The following is an 18,616-nucleotide window of genomic DNA, read 5'->3' as shown; positions in this document are numbered from 1 at the left end:
TACATACTAGTATAACGGATGTCTATAACTCTATTAAAAAAGGGATGTCAAGCACCCCTTTTAAAAATTCATTCGATCTTTTCTTCAATTATCATGCCAGTTGTTACATCATATATCATTGTTCCGTTTTGATTTACAATTCCTCCCTCACCCTCAGTATCCGTATATGAAATACTAAATACTATTAATAGACGATTATCCCTATTCTCCAGTACACTAAATTCTTGTGAACCATTCCAGATACCATGGATCATTGCAATACGGATAACATGTTTTCGAATATTCTTGTTAATATTTTCCTCAGCATCTTTACTTGCAAGTCTTCTAACTTGAGGATAGTCGAAGCCATATGTTCTGTCCCACCAGATGTGTGCACCATTCTCTTTTACTTGTTTCTCAATTAGAGCCGTAGGTGCTGACTCGAATTCAGAAAGGTTTGACTGTTGTACTCGAACACCACCTAAGTCGTAGATGTTCTTACCACCTTCGTTAGTAATTTTATGCACTCGCCACATAGAACCCTTCTTAGCATTCAAATGGAACTGCGGTACATTGTCAGCGCCTCGTTTATAAAGCTTAGTGTCTTTTAGGAATGTGATTCTACCAATTTGAGTATCACCCAGTTCGTTTGCTCCCCACATGAACTTTTGTGTTGTTTGTTGAGTTGATGCATTTGCTAAAGATGATGCTTCCGCAGTGTTCCCTGCGACTGGTGAAATTAGCATCATTGCTATTAAAACTCCTGCTCCTATTGTACGTTTTTTCATTTATGTGCATCTCCCTTAAGTTGTAGAGTCTTATTCTATATAATCTAAAGGTTTCGTATTTGATTCATCTCAGGTTGGTTGCCTTTGAGTACTTATTAAAACAGTGGTTTTATTATTACTTTAATTTTAATTCACTAGCTTCAACTAGCTTAATATTGGTTGTATCTACTATTTCATACCCTTCAGCACTATCACCACTGCCCTGTGGTGTGTCGAACCAAGTAGTACCTTTTGTACTTATAATTTCACCATACTTTAAATATTCAGTACGTGGAACATCAAAAGTATTAGCATCTGCATTATTATAATTTACGATAACTGGATTACGACTAATATTAATAGATACAGGATTTTCATAAAAGCTACGTCTTATTTCTAATGGTACTTCTTTGAAAACTACCATTTTTGTTGCCTTTACACGATACCCTGAACTCATATTGTAGTACCTTTCGCCATTGTATTTTTCAATGTCGTACACTCTAAAGAAGTTGCCTTTTGGAACAACCAGCGATACAAAATTACCTTCATCGTCTTTCTTGTAAACTTTCACATCTTTAGTGAATGTCATTTTACCTGTTTGGTTCTTGACTACTTCTGCGCCATCCCAAACCATAATTTTATCGCTTGACTTCTCATTTGCCAATGTTCCTGTTGTAGCTGTTAATAGACAGCTTAGTGCAAGCACCCCACTGATAATCATTTTTTTCAAACTTGTTTTTTTTCACGGTTGTTCTCTCCTCATTGTTATACTTAGTTAGCGAAACTTACTTTATTTTGTCTTTAAAGTACTTTCCATGTTTACATGACTTTATAAATCTTAGCAATATATCCCTTTAATTTATATATGTAAAATTTCCCTTTTTCAAATGACTTTTCTTATTAGTGGATTGTGCTTCGATTTCATAAATAATCCCTCAAACTAGTTACTACTTCTAATATAGATTAACTTACAATTGATTTATATGATTATTTTAAAGACATTTGGATTAAATAGTAGTGAAAATGTTTCAAACAAGTATCTACCTTTTGCAGTAGCATTAATATCATCATAAAATCTTAACCCGTAAGTATTTGAATCAGCTACGTCAAGCTTAATAGTACCAATTTCGAATGATTCTAATGTAGTCTTTCTAAATTGACGTGGCACTCCTTGTGATTGTAAAAATTCAGATGCTTGCTTCACACCATTGTATGGGTCGTTACTTTTAGGTGCGTCAATGACATTATCCACCACTTTACTCGGATCCTGAGCATCCCCTATTGCCTTACTTCCTTTTACTGCTAATTTCCCACCCGTACTAGCCATACCTACAACAGGAATCATCGCCGAAAAAGAAAGTGCTGCATTTAATTCATCCCCTCTAGCCGTATAGATAGCTCCATTTACACCATCTGCTATTTCACCAAAACCAGGTATAAGTCCTGCTATATCTAATCCAAATTGAAAAGAATCTAGTATTTTGTTTTCTTTCGGTTTGTCGACTTTAACGGTCTCTTCTTTCTTATATTCAATATGGGAAACAACTTCATAGAAAACCGTTTGGCCCACACCATACTCTTTAACGAGTAAACCATTATCATATTCATGATATTTTATATTTTCCGCTACGTTTTCTTCAATAGTCTTAACTTTCTTTCCTTCTAGGTTTGAAAAGTCGGTGCAGTAATCATTGTACCAATCAGCTGTTCCTGTTCTCTTACCCATAAGTAATTTGGATCTAAGAATACTTTTGGGAACAGCTCTGTTCTAAGGAGATAAAAGCGCTCTTTAAGCCTTTTTTGATAATTGCTTGCGGTCTTAGATAATAAAGAAAGGCAAGGGGTGTACCTTCAAAGTATCCATCGAGCTCGCGGAAACCACCGTCTTCGAATTCCTCTTCTACTTCGTTGACCACTTCATATTGAATTGGATTGCTTATCCCAGGCTGGTATTCTTTGATGATCAGACCATTTTCGTACAGGTGGAATTTTAATAGGTAAAAGCTTCCATAAGCTTCTCTATTGATTGTCTTGGTCTTTTTCCCCTCGAGTTCCCGAAACATTCCTGGTGTGATTTCCGTACCTATCAGATTATCCTGATTGCTGGACTCTAGGCCTCGATTAACCCTGTTGTTCAATAGCCGTCTTCAATACACTATTCATTGATATCGCAGCCCATTGGTTCAATCGAAAATCTATGTCCGTGACTCCGTCCGTAAACAGTCCTTCTATATCCGTCAGCCAAGATAAGTCTAAATTGAGCGAGATAGCAAAGTAATTTTGAATATTTCTTTCCTGAACTTCCTATTAAGCAATTATTAGAAGAATCTGGTTTTATAAATATAACACGATTATATTCAACAGGTTTTTGCGCTAGCTGGATTTGCCATGCAGAATGATTTAGTAGATCATAATCGACAAATTTAAGTGAAAGATGAATATTCAAAAGAGCTCATTTTGATGATTCATTCAAAACAAGCTCTTTTTAAACATTTCACTTTATTGTCAGTCGCAATTGTTTGAGTACCTGGCACTCATCACGAGGATAGACTATTCGAAGATGGAAATGGTGGTATCTGATGATATTTTGGATATTTACTGATGGTGATAAGAAGTAACTAGGACATACATTTTTAAAGTAATTTGTACGCACTATATAATTTGATCTAACATCATATAGGGGTTACAAGGGATACCTCTACTATCTGAATAAAGAGTGGTTTATTCGGCACTAGGTACCCCACGAAAAAGAAACCTTGAAAGGCATTTAGCCAATCAAGGTTTTATTATTAACTCAAAAAAGTCGGCAACTGTTTTAACCATTCTTCAAAGTTATTAGCTTCTTTATCTATATTAGTTTCTTCATGTGAATAATAGTAAACTCCTGTGTTTGGATACTCATTGGAAAGAAGGCAGAAGTAGTCACCATTACCTATACTATAAAACGGGATTAATTCTTCCTTCCATCCCCCCTGTTTCATTTCATAGTTATAGGTAAATTCTATAGTGTCATTTCCATTTGTATTACTATTGGAAACATTTAAGATATCTCCTGGAAACGAATATTTAGACATTAATTCAATAAAAAATTTAAATTCCGATGGAAATTGACATCCAAACTTTTTTTCGATATTTTCCCAATCACTTGCCAAAGGAATATCTATATTTCCTAATTCTTTATCTAATATACCATCTAATAAATTTGCAATTTCATCTCTTGTCACTTACTTTTCCTCCTTTTAAATCCCTTCTCCTGGTAGTATATATTCTTTTCCTCTTTCTTTATAGTGTTCTCTAATTTCCTTGGCTCTTTGAGAAGGAGTTAACTGGGAAGGTTTATCATGACGTGTATGATTTCCTCCACCTCTATGAGTTCTTTGTTCTAATTCATCTAATATCCCAAAATTTTTAACAGGGACTTGTTGTCTATGGTGTGCTTCTATATTTTTATCACCATGCGTCATTTTAGTTGTTGGTCCTTTTCCTTGACGCATTCTTATGACTTCTTCAATTGTTTTTGGTTCATATCTTACAGGTGGTATAGACATAGGTGGGTCTGGATTTGGATAATTTGATGGGCTTAGCTTAGCATTATCTATACCCTTATTAAGGTTTCCCGCCTCTTTACTACCATTCAAACTACCCTTAGACTTGTTTTCAAAAGTAGGAATCTTCTTTACAGAAAGATCCCCTTTATATTTAGATATCTTGGCTCCGGAGATAAAAGCGAGCTTGAAGCCTTTTTTGACAATCGCATGCGGTCTTAGATAATCAACGAATGCAAGTTTTGTACCTTCAAAGTACCCATCGATCTCGCGGAATCCACCATCATCGAATTCCTCTTCTACTTCGTTGACCACTTCATATTGAATTGGCTTGCTTGTCCCAAGCTGGTATTCTTTGACGATCAGACCATTTTCGTACAGGTGGAATTTTAACAGGTTAAAGCTTCCATAAGCATCTCTATCTATTGTCTTGGTCTTTTTACCCTCGAGTGTCCGAAACGTTCCTGGTGTGATTTCCGTACCTATCAGATTTTCCTGATGGCTGGACTCTAGGCCTCCATTAACCCGAGAGGTCTGTTGTTCAATGGCCGTCTTCAATCCACTATTCATTGATATCGCAGCCCATTGGTTCGATCGAAAATCTACGTCCGTGACTCCGTCCGTAAACAGCCCTTCCATATCGGTCAGTCACGTGTCAATCGTCTGCAAACCTTGTTCTATAGGATTCAGTGCGTTCGTTTGGATAGCATTAAATTCATAAAGTAGAGTTAAAGTATCATCACGTTTTCTCTTAGAACTAATGACTCCCTCCTGCACTCCGCTATCATCTAAATGCGGCAGGGCAACAATATCACTCACTTGATCCATGATACAAATGAAATTAATAAGCCAATCGCCGGTTTAATACCGTCAATTGGCTGCATAATAGGGTATTTTATTCCGCTCTGCAAATGGATAGTCAGTGCCAAGAAAATTAAAGTTTTAACTAATAATTATTCATGTAAAGACTTAAAATGGCTAGCAAGTGATACAATTTCTTCATCAAGATTAGGAAACGCAATAATATTATCCAATACATTTATAAAATATGCTTTTCTGTCCCCTTGAGAACCATTGATAACTCTATTTAACATCCAAACAGTATGTTGTGTAGGTTCCCTTTTGAGTGATTCAACAAGCTTTTCTTCATATCCATTTTTATAAAACTTTTCAACAAAATGCACAAGAGGCCCAGGTCTACCGAAATTTATATTTGGATATTTTTCCATCAACTTAAAAATAGGCAGAATAGCTTCAAAAGCATCCTCCCTTTCTTCTATTTCTTCAACAACATCATATGTAACATCAATAAAATCCTCATTCATAATTGATTTTGCTAACTTCATCATTAATTGTTTTAATTCATTTTGCATCTTATCATTCCTTATTCTAGAGTATTTTTCATATGATTTAACGCTTTATTTGTAATATCGTTTACAATATCTTCTGAAATACCAGCATCTCGCAAAATTTTAGAATTACTCGTAATATTATCTAATGGTAATTAATTGGTTGCGTCAATACCTCTTTGTACTTTATTTATAAGCTTGTGTTGTTCACGCTCTAACGCTATTACTGGATTGTTCTTCGAAATTATTGAAAACACTAAGGAAACTATTGAAGTGAAACAAATTTTAAAACCAATTTACAATTTCAAGTCTTCGGAATATATCGGCTACAAAAAACAGTAAATATAATAAAAATAAAGGAGCAAAAAATTAATCTCTGCTCCTTTTTCATCCTGTATAATTTAATTCCAATTTGGCTTTATGACACTAATTATAATTCTTCGGGATTTACAGGAGTTATCTCTTCAATTAGCGTAACCTCACTTTTTGATACCCAACCAAGCCAGGAATCTCTATCTACTCTGGGCAGATTTAGATTACTTCCCACCAGTATAGAACCAGTGGCAACCTGGTATTTATTTTCTTTTTCTTGTAAGATTTGGACTTTCTCCCCTTTAATAATTCCAAAAGGAATAATACTTACACAATCCACTAATTCGTTTGGTTTCACTATCTTAGTGTAAACTCCACTTTGGTAAGTATCTTCAAATGTAGAATCTATTTTCTCTTTCTCGTCAGTAATAATTTTCAAATTATTATCCATATCAACAGTTATTCTATACTCGACTCCCTTATAGATTCCAAGTAAACCTTTTTTTAACATACTTTTCACCTCGTTAATCTTCTGAAATAAATTCTCTACCGTTAAATATTCCAATAACCTCATCTTTCCCACCCACTACTCTGTGTAGTTTTGCACCTAGTTCTAATTCAATATAATTTTTAGAAGTCCATTCTGGTATAACTTCACCATTTCTAGATGCAGTAAACCCATTTCCTGTCCATGGCCACTCATTATTTTCCCAACTATACGATTTGTTCATATTATGACCATAGGGAATCTCTAAATTTTCAGGAGCAAGCAATTCCGGGTTTTTTACTTTAAATTCAATATAACCATAACTATTTCCATCCTCAGGATAAGGTTTTACTACTTTTCCATTGTATTCATCGTAATAAGAGTAATCTAATCTCATAGACTCTCGAACGTGAGAATAATCATGTATATGGGAACTATCTTCAGCTTTTGCCAAAAAACCTTTAACTGTGCTATTTTCTCCATCAAGATATTTTTGAATATCTTTAACATGGATGTTCTTTATTAAAGTTGTTTTATTATCTGGACGTGGGACAGAGTCTCGAAATTCTTGAATTATCATTCTTTCACCTTCATTTAGCTCATAGTACGGTTTTAATCGTAAATCAGTAAATTGATTGTAACTTAATTTATGCTCTCTTAATTTGATTGGAAGAATATTATTCATAAAACTATTAGTGTCCATTTGACTAGCTGCAAATCGGACATCTTTATCCATTCCGACAACAACTTTATCATGAAACTGAGCATATCGTTTTGCATCTTCTATGTCCATTAATTCATTAAAATCGCTTTGTTTTCCTAACTCTTTATAACCCACTCCCTTATTAATATCTTTAGGAGCTACTACACCTGGTTTAATTGGTGATGTTAACAATTTGCCAACTCCGAAAATGCTTCCTGCTAATCCAAAGCTATTTAACCAATGCTCCTTTGAAAAAGATTCTTCTGGCAAGACCGCTTCTTTAACCATCCCACTAAAACCAAATGTAGCATAATTAGCAAAGTCCATTTTCGAGTCGAACATCTTGCCTCTTCTCTCTTCGGCTCCCGACAAAATTCCATTTCAAAATCTACTTCATAATAAATCATTCCTGGATCGATAACAGGCTCATAAACGATATTACATATATTTTGTCCCCCAATGGATACATTAAAGCATCTCTCCAAATCTGAAATATACTTATTTGTACAATTCAAATCATGTACATGTACGGCTGATTCAAAGGATTGTCCATTATAGAAGAAAAATAGTTTATTCCTCCAATTCCTTGTCTCTTTCTATTTCTTTCCTCAATTTCTATGATTGATTAAGTCTTATTAGCAATTAAAATACGTTCCCAGTTTTGAATAATTTCGTAATGTTATCATTTTACGCTCATAATAAAAAAAGAACACCTTAAAAGGTTTTTACCCCAATTAAGGTGATTATAATTATACTGCCTTTAATACTTCATCTACAGGATTGCCAAACATATCTGGGTCTTCGCTTTTTATGTCTCTTAATAAGTTGATTATTATCTCTTTTGTCTTAATATCTAGCTTAGAAATCACACTACCGTAAATTCTTCTTACCTGTTCATGATTTAAAATTCTGTAATGTAAAACTTCCATCCATTCTCTAGCTCTATCTATTATTCTCGGGACAGCTAAAGCTATTAAATATAATCCATCTTCGATATTTTCTTTATAGAGATGCTCTATACCATGTACTAATCCGAACATTATTTCATATTGTTCAGTATCATCGTCAAATCCCATGCATAATTCAGTAATGAGTGATTTATCACCTAAACCAATGAGATTACTTAACGCTTCTTCAAATTCAGATATTTCTTTTTGAGATTGTAAAAGTCTATTTGTATATACCTTCTTTAATTCCAATTTAATATCCATACACTCCACCCCACTCACTTATTAAATAACTCTGGATATATTTCTCTATTCTTTCTAATTGTATTTATAAGCCCTTCTCTTATTTCAGATGTGTACATACCATCCTTCATGTATATTCTTTTTGCATTTAATATATCATGAGCAAGGGCATCACGGTAACTTAGATTTAAATATTCTTCTAATTTATTTCCACTTAAACCATAAGTATATGTTTCTCTATGCCTTCCACCTACTCCTGGATGGGGCTGTTCCATATTCATACTTACACCATTATTTCTTTTTATCCCCGCTTGTTTCATCTTAGCAGCAGAAGGCATGTGATGCGGTGTAATATTATCAAATGCAGTACCTTGTTTTGCAAGTTCCTTAAATGTCCCAACTTTACCTTCTGTAGGCAAAAGAGGATTACCTTTACCCTTAGCTCCATCTGTAACATAATCTGCAGCTTTGCTCGCATCCTGAGCATCTCCTATTGCCTTACTTCCTTTTACAGCAAGTTTACCACCGGTACTAGCCATGCCTACAACTGGAATCATCGCAGAAAAAGAAAGTGTCGCATTTAATGCATCCCCTCTTGCCGTATAGATCAGTCCATTTGCTCCATCCGCTATTTCACCTACAACAGGTATAAGTCCTGCAATATCTAATCCAAACTGTAAAGAATCTAGGAATTTGTTTTCTTTCGGTTTGTCTAAGCTGACGGCTACTTCTTTATATTCAACCTTGGAAACAATTTCATAGAAAACAGTTTGATTTACTACATACTCTTTAACGAGTAAACCATTATCATATTCATGATATTTTATATTTTCCGCTACGTTTTCTTCAATCGTCTTAACTTTCTTTCCTTCCAACGTTTGAAAAGTCGCTGCGGTAATCATGGTACCAATTAGCTGTTCCTTTTCCTTTACCCATAAGTCATTTGGATTTAAGAACACTTTTGGGAACAGTTCTGTTCTAATGTCACTTCTATACGTAAGGACATCCCACTGACTAGGCAAGAAATTTATATCCTTTACCCCTGCTTGGAACAGTCCTTCCATATCCGTCAACCACGTGTCCATCGTCTGCAAACCATGTTCAATGGGATTCAGTGCGTACGTCTGGGTAGCATCAAATTCATAAAGTTTCATTAAGGTATCATCACGTTTTCTTTTAGAACTAATAACTCCCTCCTGCACTTCACTATCGTCTAAATGGGGCAGGGCAACAATATCACTCACTTGATCCATGATACTGTTTGCCTCATCCGTCAAGCTAGCTGTAAGTTCGCCAATAAGTGTAAGTCCCTGTTCTAGCTCTCCGTCAAGAAATGTTTCGAGTATGTAACCGGAGGAATCAGGTTCCAGTGAATGAAGTGCTGCCTCCATCTGGTTAAGCACTTGTTTAAACTGTTCAGAAAACAACTGGAAAAAATGAAGAAACGGTAAATGACATTCCTGGTAAAAGGAACGTATGGCATTTCCCCCCGCTCCCTTTAATTGGTCCTCCATCTTGACTAGACCCTCCACTGCATGGTGGATTGATTTCATTTCACTGCATAGCCTGTCTAACATAGCTAGATTGCGCTGTAGCCCATCTTGAAATATATCTACATCCAATATTTTCATAGGCTTTGCCTCATCGAACATCTACAAATAGCCACTTCATCATATTTTCTATTATACAATATTACCCCACAGGTAAACATTCTTCTCCCCCTCTAGCAAACTATTAATAGTTATAATATTCCATTTTTACTCAGGAAGGTAAAGGGAGAAGATATAATATTCTCAAAAATAAACCTTACGGATTAATGCAACAAAATCGCCCGTGACTCTTACACTATATTCCGAGGAAAATAGTAGTTAAAAGGAAATATTTTAAATGAGTTCATTAAGTACTTTCTTCGCCCGTCCCCGAAAAGACAAAACTGAGTCTGGAACAGAAACTTAAGAAGTACCTTTATAAAGAAAAACCTTCTATTTCAGCCTTTGGATTGAAGTTTTTTAGCTAACATAAAATTGTTAGACTATGTTTGATAAAATTTACACTCGGAGGCAAGTGCTTTTCCCCCTACGTTTTTTTATTTTTTTTTAAAGTAGTAAAAAAGAAAAAGGGATTACTGCTCCGAACTCGAATGGATACATAGGAGTTGAAAAGAAGGAGTGTTGAATTGATGAAAATAATTAAAGGTAAATTTGATAATGCAAAAGTATTTACAGAAAATATTGATGACGTGACAATTGAACAAATTAGAACATTCTTAGATCAGCAGTTTGTGGCGGGTGGTAATGTTCGTATTATGCCAGACTGCCATGCAGGAAAAGGGGCAGTTATTGGTACTACAATGAAAATAAAAGACAAAATCGTTCCTAATCTAGTAGGAGTCGATATTGGTTGCGGCATGTTATGTATGGAGATTCAGAAAAGTGATATAGATTTTGAAAAACTTGATCAAGTAATTCGACTCTTTGTACCAGCAGGTCAAGGTATTAGACAGAACCCGCACTCATTTACATCCAATATTGAACTTTCTAAAGTAATTGCTCCCTTCTCACTTGATACTGCTAACCTTTCGTTAGGTACACTTGGTGGTGGCAACCACTTTATCGAAGTAAATCAAACGGAAGATGGAAGACTATTTATAGTTATCCACTCTGGTTCTAGACATTTAGGAGCTAAAGTAGCAAGATTTCACCAAAAACGTGCAATAGATACTTTAAGATTTAATAAGGAGGAATTAAAAGAAATAATAGCGAACTTGAAAAGAGAAGGAAAACAAAACGAAATACAAAAGGCCATTCAATCTTTTAAAACAAAAGAAGTAGTTGTTCCTGCAGAACTATCTTATCTGGAAGGGTTACAAATGGAAGAATACTTTCACGATTTAAAAATAGCACAGGATTATGCTAAGTGGAATCGAGCAGCAATGGCACAGGTTGTCTTAGAAAACATGAATTTCGTAGAAGTCGGTAGAATAGATACAGTTCATAACTATGTAGACCTAGATAATATGATATTAAGAAAAGGCGCAATATCTGCTCAAAAAGGGGAACTCGTGTTGATTCCCATCAATATGCGAGATGGTTCTTTATTGGCCGAAGGGAAAGGAAATGAAGACTGGAATTACTCAGGTCCTCACGGAGCAGGGCGGATATTTAGTCGAACTAAGGCTAAGGCTACTCTCAATATGGAAGATTTTAAGGAAACCATGAAAGATGTATTCACCACTTCTGTTGATATTGACACGATTGATGAATCTCCATTTGCTTACAAGACAATGAATGAAATTATTGAAAACACTAAGGAAACTATTGAAGTAAAACAAATTCTAAAGCCAATTTACAATTTCAAGTCATCTGAGTATATTGGCGGCTATAAAAAAAGTAAATATAATAAAAATAATGGAGCAGCGAATTGATCTCTGCTCCTTTTTCATCCTGTATAATTTAATTCCAATTTTGCTTTATGACACTAATTATAATTCTTTGGGATTTACAGGAGTTATCTCTTCAATTAGCGTAACCTCACTTTTTGATACCCAACCAAGCCAGGAATCTCTATCTACTCTGGGCAGATTTAGATTACTTCCCACCAGTATAGAACCAGTGGCAACCTGGTATTTATTTTCTTTTTCTTGTAAGATTTGGACTTTCTCCCCTTTAATAAATCCAAAAGGAATAATACTTACACAATCCACTAATTCGTTTGGTTTCACTATCTTAGTGTAAACTCCACTTTGGTAAGTATCTTCAAATGTAGCATCTATTTTCTCTTTCTCGTCAGTAATAATTTTCAAATTATTATCCATATCAACAGTTATTCTATACTCGACTCCCTTATAGATTCCATGTAAACCTTTTTTTAACATACTTTTCACCTCGTTAATCTTCTGAAATAAATTCTCTGCCGTTAAACCAATAACCTCATCTTTTCCATCAACTACTCTGTGTAATTTTGCACCTAATTCTAATTCAATATAATTTTTAGAAGTCCATTCTGGTATATCTTCACCATTTCTAGATGCAGTAAACCCATTTCCTGTCCATGGCCACTCATTATTTTCCCAACCACTATACGATTTGTTCATATTATGACCATAGGGAATCTCTAAATTTTCAGGAGCAAGCAATTCCGGGTTTTTTACTTTAAATTCAATATAACCATAACTATTTCCATCCTCAGGATAAGGTTTTACTACTTTTCCATTGTATTCATCTTAATAAGAGTAATCTAATCTCATAGACTCTCGAACGTGAGAATAATCATGTATATGGGAACTATCTTCAGCTTTTGCCAAAAAACCTTTAACTGTTCTATATTCTCCATCAAGATATTTTTGAATATCTTTAACATGGATGTTCTTTATTAAAGTTGTTTTATTATCTGGACGTGGGACAGAGTCTCGAAATTCTTGAATTATCATTCTTTCACTTTCATTTAGCTCGTAGGACGGTTTTAATCGTAAATCAGTAAATTGATTGTAACTTAATTTGTGCTCTTTTAATTTGATTGGAAGAATACTATTCATAAAACTATTAGTGTCCATTTGACTAGCTGCAAATCGGACATCTTTATCCATTCCGACAACAACTTTATCACGAAACTGGGCATATCGTTTTGAATCTTCTATGTCCATTAATTCATTAAAATCGCTTTGTTTTCCTTGCTCTTTATAACCCATTCCCTTTTCAATATCTTTAGGAGCTACTACACCTGGTTTAGTTGGTGATGTTAACAATTTGCCAACTCCGAAAATGCTCCCTGCTAAACCAAAGCTATTTAGCCAATGCTCCTTTGAAAAAGATTCTTCCGGCAAGACTGCTTCTTTAACCATCCCACTAAAACCAAATGTAGTATAATTAGCAAAGTCCATTTCCGAGTCGAACATCTTGCCTCTTCTCTCTTCGGCTCCCGACAAAATTCCATCTGTTACTCCGAAAGTCATATAATTTATAAAATCATAGCTAGAATCTAGTGATTTATCGCGTCGTGCTTCTACCCCGTACCAAAAGTCTTGACCAATTTCTTTAAAACTATGAAAAGACTTCACAAATGGATTTTGGTTTATATTTTCTATTTCCGCCCCATTATTCCCTGGTCTTGGACATGATAGCTTGTTCACCAGTTTCATGAAAATTCTTTTTTAATTAGCTAGGTTAAAGTAATTGGTTGACGAAGCAAACTATTTATACTGCTCAAAATGCTTAGCAACCCATCGTTTCTGGTTTAAGCCACCACGCCTCAAATTTGATAGAGTGATTATTTTTCCGTTCCTCGTTATGTCCTTTAAAACCGAGTATATTAAGGTTTTTTTCGGTTAGGTTAGGTTGTGTTATATCCTTTTTGTTTGTTGCATCATCTAGATTACTTTCTCTATTTTAAAAATGTGTTATCAATAAAATCTAGTTTTTCTCATCAAGCCCTATTATGATTTAAAATGCGTTTTCTTAATTGTGCAATCGATAAGTACCTGCCATTTTCTTTACAATGAAGCATCGCGTGACAGTTCGGACAAACAGGGATTAGATCTTGTTTTGGATCTACAATGTAGTCTTGTTGTAATTGATGAAGTGGAATAATGTGATGGACATGGATAAAATCTTTCCCAACTTTTCCATATTTGTTTTCAAAATTCAAATCACATACTTGGCATCGGGCTCCATAATGATTCATGCATTGGGTGCGAGCAATCGGATTGCGTTCATATACATTGACTCGAACAGATTTACTCATGCCTTCTTCTAACGTTTCAGGAACTTCGTCCGGATAATAATTTTCTGTTAAATCATGTTCAAAAAAAGGGATAATTCAGAAGTATCAACCTCATCTACGAAGCGAACACGCGTCCAATTATAATCTAAGGATTTATTATATTTCTCTTCATCCATCCAAAAAGTTTTATTGTAATGAACATCATTAGTACGTACCAATCCCTCTATCACTTCAACTTTATAACGAACTTTTTGGGTATTACCTGATATATACAAAAATAAAATATCACCTTTTTCATAATTATAAGAGCGTTTCCAATCTAATGTTTCATATCGACTAAATGCACTCGCTAAGTCGTATTCATTTGGATTAGCTGGGACCAACCAAACACGTCGCGCATTTTTATGCCATCTTTCTTCAAGTTCTCTCCGACGACTGGTTGCAATTTCTTCAGGAGCCACAAAACGAAATTCATCTTCTCCAACATAGTAAGGAATATCATATACATAGCCACGTTCAATTGAATCAAATGTTAATTTGGATGTCTTCAGATGATTTGCTAAATATCTTGCTGCTTCTTGAATATTTGTTGCTTCAAATAAATGCTCATCATTTTTGATAATAGTTATTGGACATGCCATTTAATATCCTCCTTTTATGTAGTTACTCTAAAATGCACCTCGATTAAATAAAGGCTGATTGTAGTAAATTATACCATTTCTAAGTGACGATAAGGATGGTTATCGATATCTAGAAATAGTATCGCCTTTAAACAAAAAAAATCTGCAAATGCAGATTTTTTAAAAATAAGGCCTCTAGTAATAGCTCAACAATATTTGTTGGAAGTCCTTTGATTCAATCACTAGTTATTTGGGGGATTTGACTTCTATTATTTCATTTAAATATTTATTTAACAAATTTTTATCTATTGGATGCAATACTTCCCCTTCTTCTATACTTGTTCCTTCAAGACTATTAAACTTTTTAAATAAATAAATATATCCACGTTTTTTTGATTGATCTCTTCCTCTGTCAAACCATTTATAATAATCGTCATGTTTATTATTTTTGAGAAATAATGATAAATAATACATAGCTTCTACATAATAATAATTTATATGTTTTAGGTCTTCTAATGCAGATTTATATAGAGAATACGCTTTAACAAAGTCTTTCTCTAAAAACGCTAACATTAAGCTTTTTAGCCCTTTGGTATAAGGATTTACTGGAACAAGCTTAATAACTGTGTTTTTATTAATTGCCCCCATTTTTGCTTTAATATAATTTAATTGTATTGACTCAATAAAATCCTTTCTATACTGATTATTTATATATTGCTGCAACTCTTCTACGCTTAGTTGCCCTTTACTATACTTGAATTCACAGTAGAAAAATCCATTAGTTTTATATGAGTACTCTTCAAAGTCCTCTATTAATCCTAGTTTAAATAAGTTTGGTATGAGGGGTACCTCTTCTAAAAAATAACTATTTGCAATCGCCATCTCTAAAACTTCTAGTTCTTGCTTATAAGAATAAATTTCCAATGCATAGGCACATATATAATCCATCGTTATTCTTTCATTATAAGAGAATTCTTGTTTATCGAGCTCGAAAATTGATTGCAATGGAATAATCTGTTGCATTTTATTAAGAACATTTTCAAAATCTCCACGATAATATTTTGATCTCAAAATAATTATATCAATAAGTAATGCACCATTTTCAATATCGTTATATAGTTCTTTAATATTTTCAAGAATAGGCGTTATCGGAGGCAATTCAAGCATTTGTATACTTGAACACACCTGTCTTATATACTGAAAGGTTTCGTATTTGTCATTATCCAAAAACTCAATAAATTTTATACACTCAATAAAATTGTTAATTTGTGTTTGTGTAACTTCTAGAAAACGTGAAGAAGAGTTAATTTCTGCCGAATAAAGTTTATCAATTCTCTCTAATACAAATTGATTATATTCAAACGCTCTTTTATAATATGGTTTTTTTTCTGCCTCAATTCTATCCTTAAATTTACTATTTGCAAATCTTCCTACTATAGATTGTAGTTTCATGCTACCATTTGAAACTTGTATCAACGACTTATTTTCTAAAGATCTAATTTCTTTATCAGAAATTTTATTAACATCTTTCTTGTACGCATCGCTAGCAAAAAAAGTCTTGAAATTCACCATATTTATACCATCAGGAAATAGTGCTAAAAGTTCAAAAATTAATTGTTCTCTATGTTTTAATTTACTATATGAATAATTAATTGAGTGGAAAAGCGATTTTGTTCTTTCAATGTTAATATCTACTTTTTCATCAAAAACTTCTTCATAATCTATTTTTGTGGTGGCATCAAAAAAATCCTTTTCTAAGTCTTTTTTTAGTGTAAGTAAGTCTTTACCATGCGGAATATTGCTAGTAACAATTTTTATTGCTAATGGATTATTGTTTAATAGATTTTCTAAGATAGATTCTCTTAATATTTTTCTGTCTGACTCTCTTATATAAGATTTATAATACCTATTAAAAAGATTTTCTGCTTCATCCGTTGTTAATGCTCTTAAATCATAAAATTCTTCATACTCTTCATCAAGAAGTTCCCTAGTTGTTATAACTATAGAACTATAATCACAAATAATAGAAATTAATTTCTTGATGGATGATGTATCCTCCTTGTTCCTTAAATATAATAAGGATTCGAAATTATCTAGAATTAAAAGAGAGTCTTTTTTAATATTATTTTGTTGTAGGTACTCTATAATATTAATTGTGCTATCAATTTCAAAACATTGCGTCATTTTATATTCAAAAGTTTTAAGATCATATATATGTTCACAATCTATAAATATAATGCCATCCTTATAATAATTTCTCTTAGCAAATTCAATGGCCATTTTTTTTACGATAGTTGTTTTCCCTATTCCACCAGAAGCTTTAATGGAAAATACACGTCCAGCGATATCTAAGCATTTACGGGTAATTGATTCTAAATCACTTGTTCTGCCTACAAAATTTATTAAATTCTTTGGATCAATTCCTGAGGACAGGGGGGTTTGTCTCTGTACAACTATACATTTACCTCTCGGAATCTGAGGTATTTCTAAATTGGCTTGATTTAATACAGTAGTACTTTCATCAAATAGAACATTATTTTTTCTAAATAACCCAAATATCAATGAATTGAAATCTTTCTCATCATATCTGTTTATAACATAGGAATTTGTTAATACCTCTGAAGTATCATAACCACTACTAGAAGAAAATAAATACACCCCTTTAAGGTTCTCTTGATATAGTTCTTCTTCCAACTTGGTAAGCGAAATAAACTTAGATGTCATATAATCATCTTCTATTAAAATTTTGTTATTATACATTTCAGTAAAAATGAAAAGATAATCAAAATCTTCGATACTATTAAGTTTATTTACAGAAAAAATCTCAACAGTTAAATTGATGTCATAATTCTTGAATGCTTTTAATATATGATTTTTCTCAAATAAAATACCCTTATTAATAGGTTCTGCAAATAATATACAAATTTTTGTGGTTTCACTTACCAATTTTACTATATCAGTATTATTTTCTTTAATAACTTCTTCTACTTCAATATTAGTTACAGATATCTGTTTTGAAGATGTTTTTAATTCCAATAAGGACTCAAAAAAATTATCCAGATCACTCCAATCTTCTAGCTTTATGGACTCGATACCTGTAATATTAATATTTTGTTCTGTGGTAATCATAAAGTGATTACCCTTTAAACCATTATATAAATTATTTATATACTCAAACTGATATTTAACATAATCATCGGTTAAACTAAAGCCCAGAAATATAATAGTATTATCAGAAATTAATTTTTTTAATTCTTCTACAGCTATGGAATCCGGTCTGTACAATTTTTCATATTCATCTCTGAATAAGATGGCCTTTGAAGGATCCTCAATACAGCCATGTAACTTAAAAATATAGTTTTCATAACTAGGTAATTTAGATATTCTATACTCATTATGGTAGGTAATTTTCTGTAAATCTCTATTAGCAATTTCTAGTATTTGATCATAATTTGTCGTTATAATTTTTTTTGAAACTTCGGTCATCTTTTTATATTTAGTAGCTTCTGTCCTTAATTTTTCTTTATTCTCATTACTTAATAGAAAGAATTTGTCTAACTTGTTTAATACTAAAGATTTTAGTCCCTTTTGATTAAGTTTGTCTAAAATTTCTAACGCATCCATCATTCCAGAATCTAAATTCGCTTTTAATAAGTTACAAAAATCGTAGTCATGACTTAGTTCTTTAAGAATGGAAGACAGTAAACTATTCCAATCTGGAAAGCCAAGATCTTTGGAAAAACCTGACCCTACAAAAAAGATTAATTTGTTCTTTCTTAGTGCATCTTGTATTTCTGTATGTATCTTCATTTTTCTTCACCTGTTTTTCATAGTATTCAATAAATTATACTTTTAATATACATATCGTACCACCTCTTCCTCATTTTTACCTTTTTATTTCTAGTAATTTATGTATTTTGCTTCAAGAAATTATCAATACTATTAC

The 18,616-nt window shown here is 33.1% G+C and carries 18 protein-coding genes; 1 reads left to right on the top strand and 17 read right to left on the bottom strand.

The window, feature by feature from the left end:
* Positions 1-68 precede the first annotated feature (68 nt).
* From MKY37_RS16640 to MKY37_RS16585, 12 genes are all read right to left on the bottom strand, one after another.
* Positions 69-767: a hypothetical protein gene (locus tag MKY37_RS16640; RefSeq protein ID WP_340778795.1), complete on the bottom strand. Its 699-nt coding sequence runs from the start codon at positions 765-767 to the stop codon at positions 69-71.
* Positions 768-882: 115 nt separating this feature from the next.
* Positions 883-1,476 (bottom strand): hypothetical protein, encoded by a 594-nt coding sequence (locus MKY37_RS16635; RefSeq protein ID WP_340778793.1) that lies wholly within the window; start codon positions 1,474-1,476, stop codon positions 883-885.
* 249 nt (positions 1,477-1,725) lie between these two features.
* Positions 1,726-2,472 carry a hypothetical protein gene (locus MKY37_RS16630; RefSeq protein WP_340778792.1) on the bottom strand — a complete coding sequence of 249 codons (747 nt, stop codon included), beginning with the start codon at positions 2,470-2,472 and terminating at the stop codon, positions 1,726-1,728.
* 13 nt (positions 2,473-2,485) lie between these two features.
* Positions 2,486-2,884, bottom strand: a complete 399-nt coding sequence (locus MKY37_RS16625) for a hypothetical protein (protein ID WP_340778791.1) — start codon at positions 2,882-2,884, stop codon at positions 2,486-2,488.
* 651 nt (positions 2,885-3,535) lie between these two features.
* The gene (locus tag MKY37_RS16620) at positions 3,536-3,970 is read right to left on the bottom strand and encodes an SMI1/KNR4 family protein (RefSeq protein WP_340778790.1); all 435 of its coding nucleotides are present in this window, start codon (positions 3,968-3,970) and stop codon (positions 3,536-3,538) included.
* A 15-nt stretch (positions 3,971-3,985) separates the two neighbouring features.
* Complete coding sequence (locus MKY37_RS16615) at positions 3,986-4,930, bottom strand: hypothetical protein (protein WP_340778789.1); 945 nt, start codon at positions 4,928-4,930, stop codon at positions 3,986-3,988.
* Positions 4,931-4,939: 9 nt separating this feature from the next.
* The gene (locus MKY37_RS16610; protein WP_340778788.1) at positions 4,940-5,119 is read right to left on the bottom strand and encodes a T7SS effector LXG polymorphic toxin; all 180 of its coding nucleotides are present in this window, start codon (positions 5,117-5,119) and stop codon (positions 4,940-4,942) included.
* A 125-nt stretch (positions 5,120-5,244) separates the two neighbouring features.
* Entirely contained in the window at positions 5,245-5,664 is a 420-nt protein-coding gene (locus tag MKY37_RS16605; RefSeq protein WP_340778787.1) for a hypothetical protein, read from the bottom strand.
* Positions 5,665-6,070: 406 nt separating this feature from the next.
* Positions 6,071-6,463 (bottom strand): hypothetical protein, encoded by a 393-nt coding sequence (locus MKY37_RS16600; protein WP_340778786.1) that lies wholly within the window; start codon positions 6,461-6,463, stop codon positions 6,071-6,073.
* 13 nt (positions 6,464-6,476) lie between these two features.
* On the bottom strand, positions 6,477-7,469 hold the full coding sequence (locus tag MKY37_RS16595) for a hypothetical protein (protein WP_340778785.1): 993 nt from the start codon (positions 7,467-7,469) through the stop codon (positions 6,477-6,479).
* 422 nt (positions 7,470-7,891) lie between these two features.
* Positions 7,892-8,353: an Imm30 family immunity protein gene (locus tag MKY37_RS16590; RefSeq protein WP_340778783.1), complete on the bottom strand. Its 462-nt coding sequence runs from the start codon at positions 8,351-8,353 to the stop codon at positions 7,892-7,894.
* Between the two features lie 14 nt (positions 8,354-8,367).
* A complete protein-coding gene (locus tag MKY37_RS16585; protein WP_340778782.1) occupies positions 8,368-9,963 on the bottom strand; it encodes a ribonuclease YeeF family protein in 1,596 nt (531 codons plus the stop codon).
* A 548-nt stretch (positions 9,964-10,511) separates the two neighbouring features.
* Between MKY37_RS16585 and MKY37_RS16580 the strand changes: the two genes are divergently transcribed.
* The gene (locus MKY37_RS16580) at positions 10,512-11,756 is read left to right on the top strand and encodes an RtcB family protein (RefSeq protein ID WP_340778780.1); all 1,245 of its coding nucleotides are present in this window, start codon (positions 10,512-10,514) and stop codon (positions 11,754-11,756) included.
* 57 nt (positions 11,757-11,813) lie between these two features.
* Here MKY37_RS16580 and MKY37_RS16575 read toward each other — a convergent pair whose 3' ends face one another.
* The 5 genes from MKY37_RS16575 to MKY37_RS16555 form a co-directional block, all read right to left on the bottom strand.
* A complete protein-coding gene (locus MKY37_RS16575) occupies positions 11,814-12,425 on the bottom strand; it encodes a hypothetical protein (protein WP_340778779.1) in 612 nt (203 codons plus the stop codon).
* A gap of 129 nt (positions 12,426-12,554) precedes the next feature.
* Entirely contained in the window at positions 12,555-13,469 is a 915-nt protein-coding gene (locus tag MKY37_RS16570) for a hypothetical protein (protein ID WP_340778777.1), read from the bottom strand.
* Positions 13,470-13,753: 284 nt separating this feature from the next.
* Complete coding sequence (locus tag MKY37_RS16565; protein ID WP_340778775.1) at positions 13,754-14,011, bottom strand: HNH endonuclease; 258 nt, start codon at positions 14,009-14,011, stop codon at positions 13,754-13,756.
* Between the two features lie 107 nt (positions 14,012-14,118).
* Entirely contained in the window at positions 14,119-14,691 is a 573-nt protein-coding gene (locus MKY37_RS16560; protein WP_340778774.1) for a hypothetical protein, read from the bottom strand.
* 225 nt (positions 14,692-14,916) lie between these two features.
* The gene (locus MKY37_RS16555) at positions 14,917-18,480 is read right to left on the bottom strand and encodes an SIR2 family protein (RefSeq protein WP_340778773.1); all 3,564 of its coding nucleotides are present in this window, start codon (positions 18,478-18,480) and stop codon (positions 14,917-14,919) included.
* Positions 18,481-18,616 lie beyond the last annotated feature (136 nt).

It is taken from the genome of Psychrobacillus sp. FSL K6-2836, assembly GCF_038003085.1.
Classification (GTDB): domain Bacteria; phylum Bacillota; class Bacilli; order Bacillales_A; family Planococcaceae; genus Psychrobacillus.
Note: the sequence above shows the minus strand (reverse complement) of the source record. Positions and strands in the feature narration are given on the sequence as shown.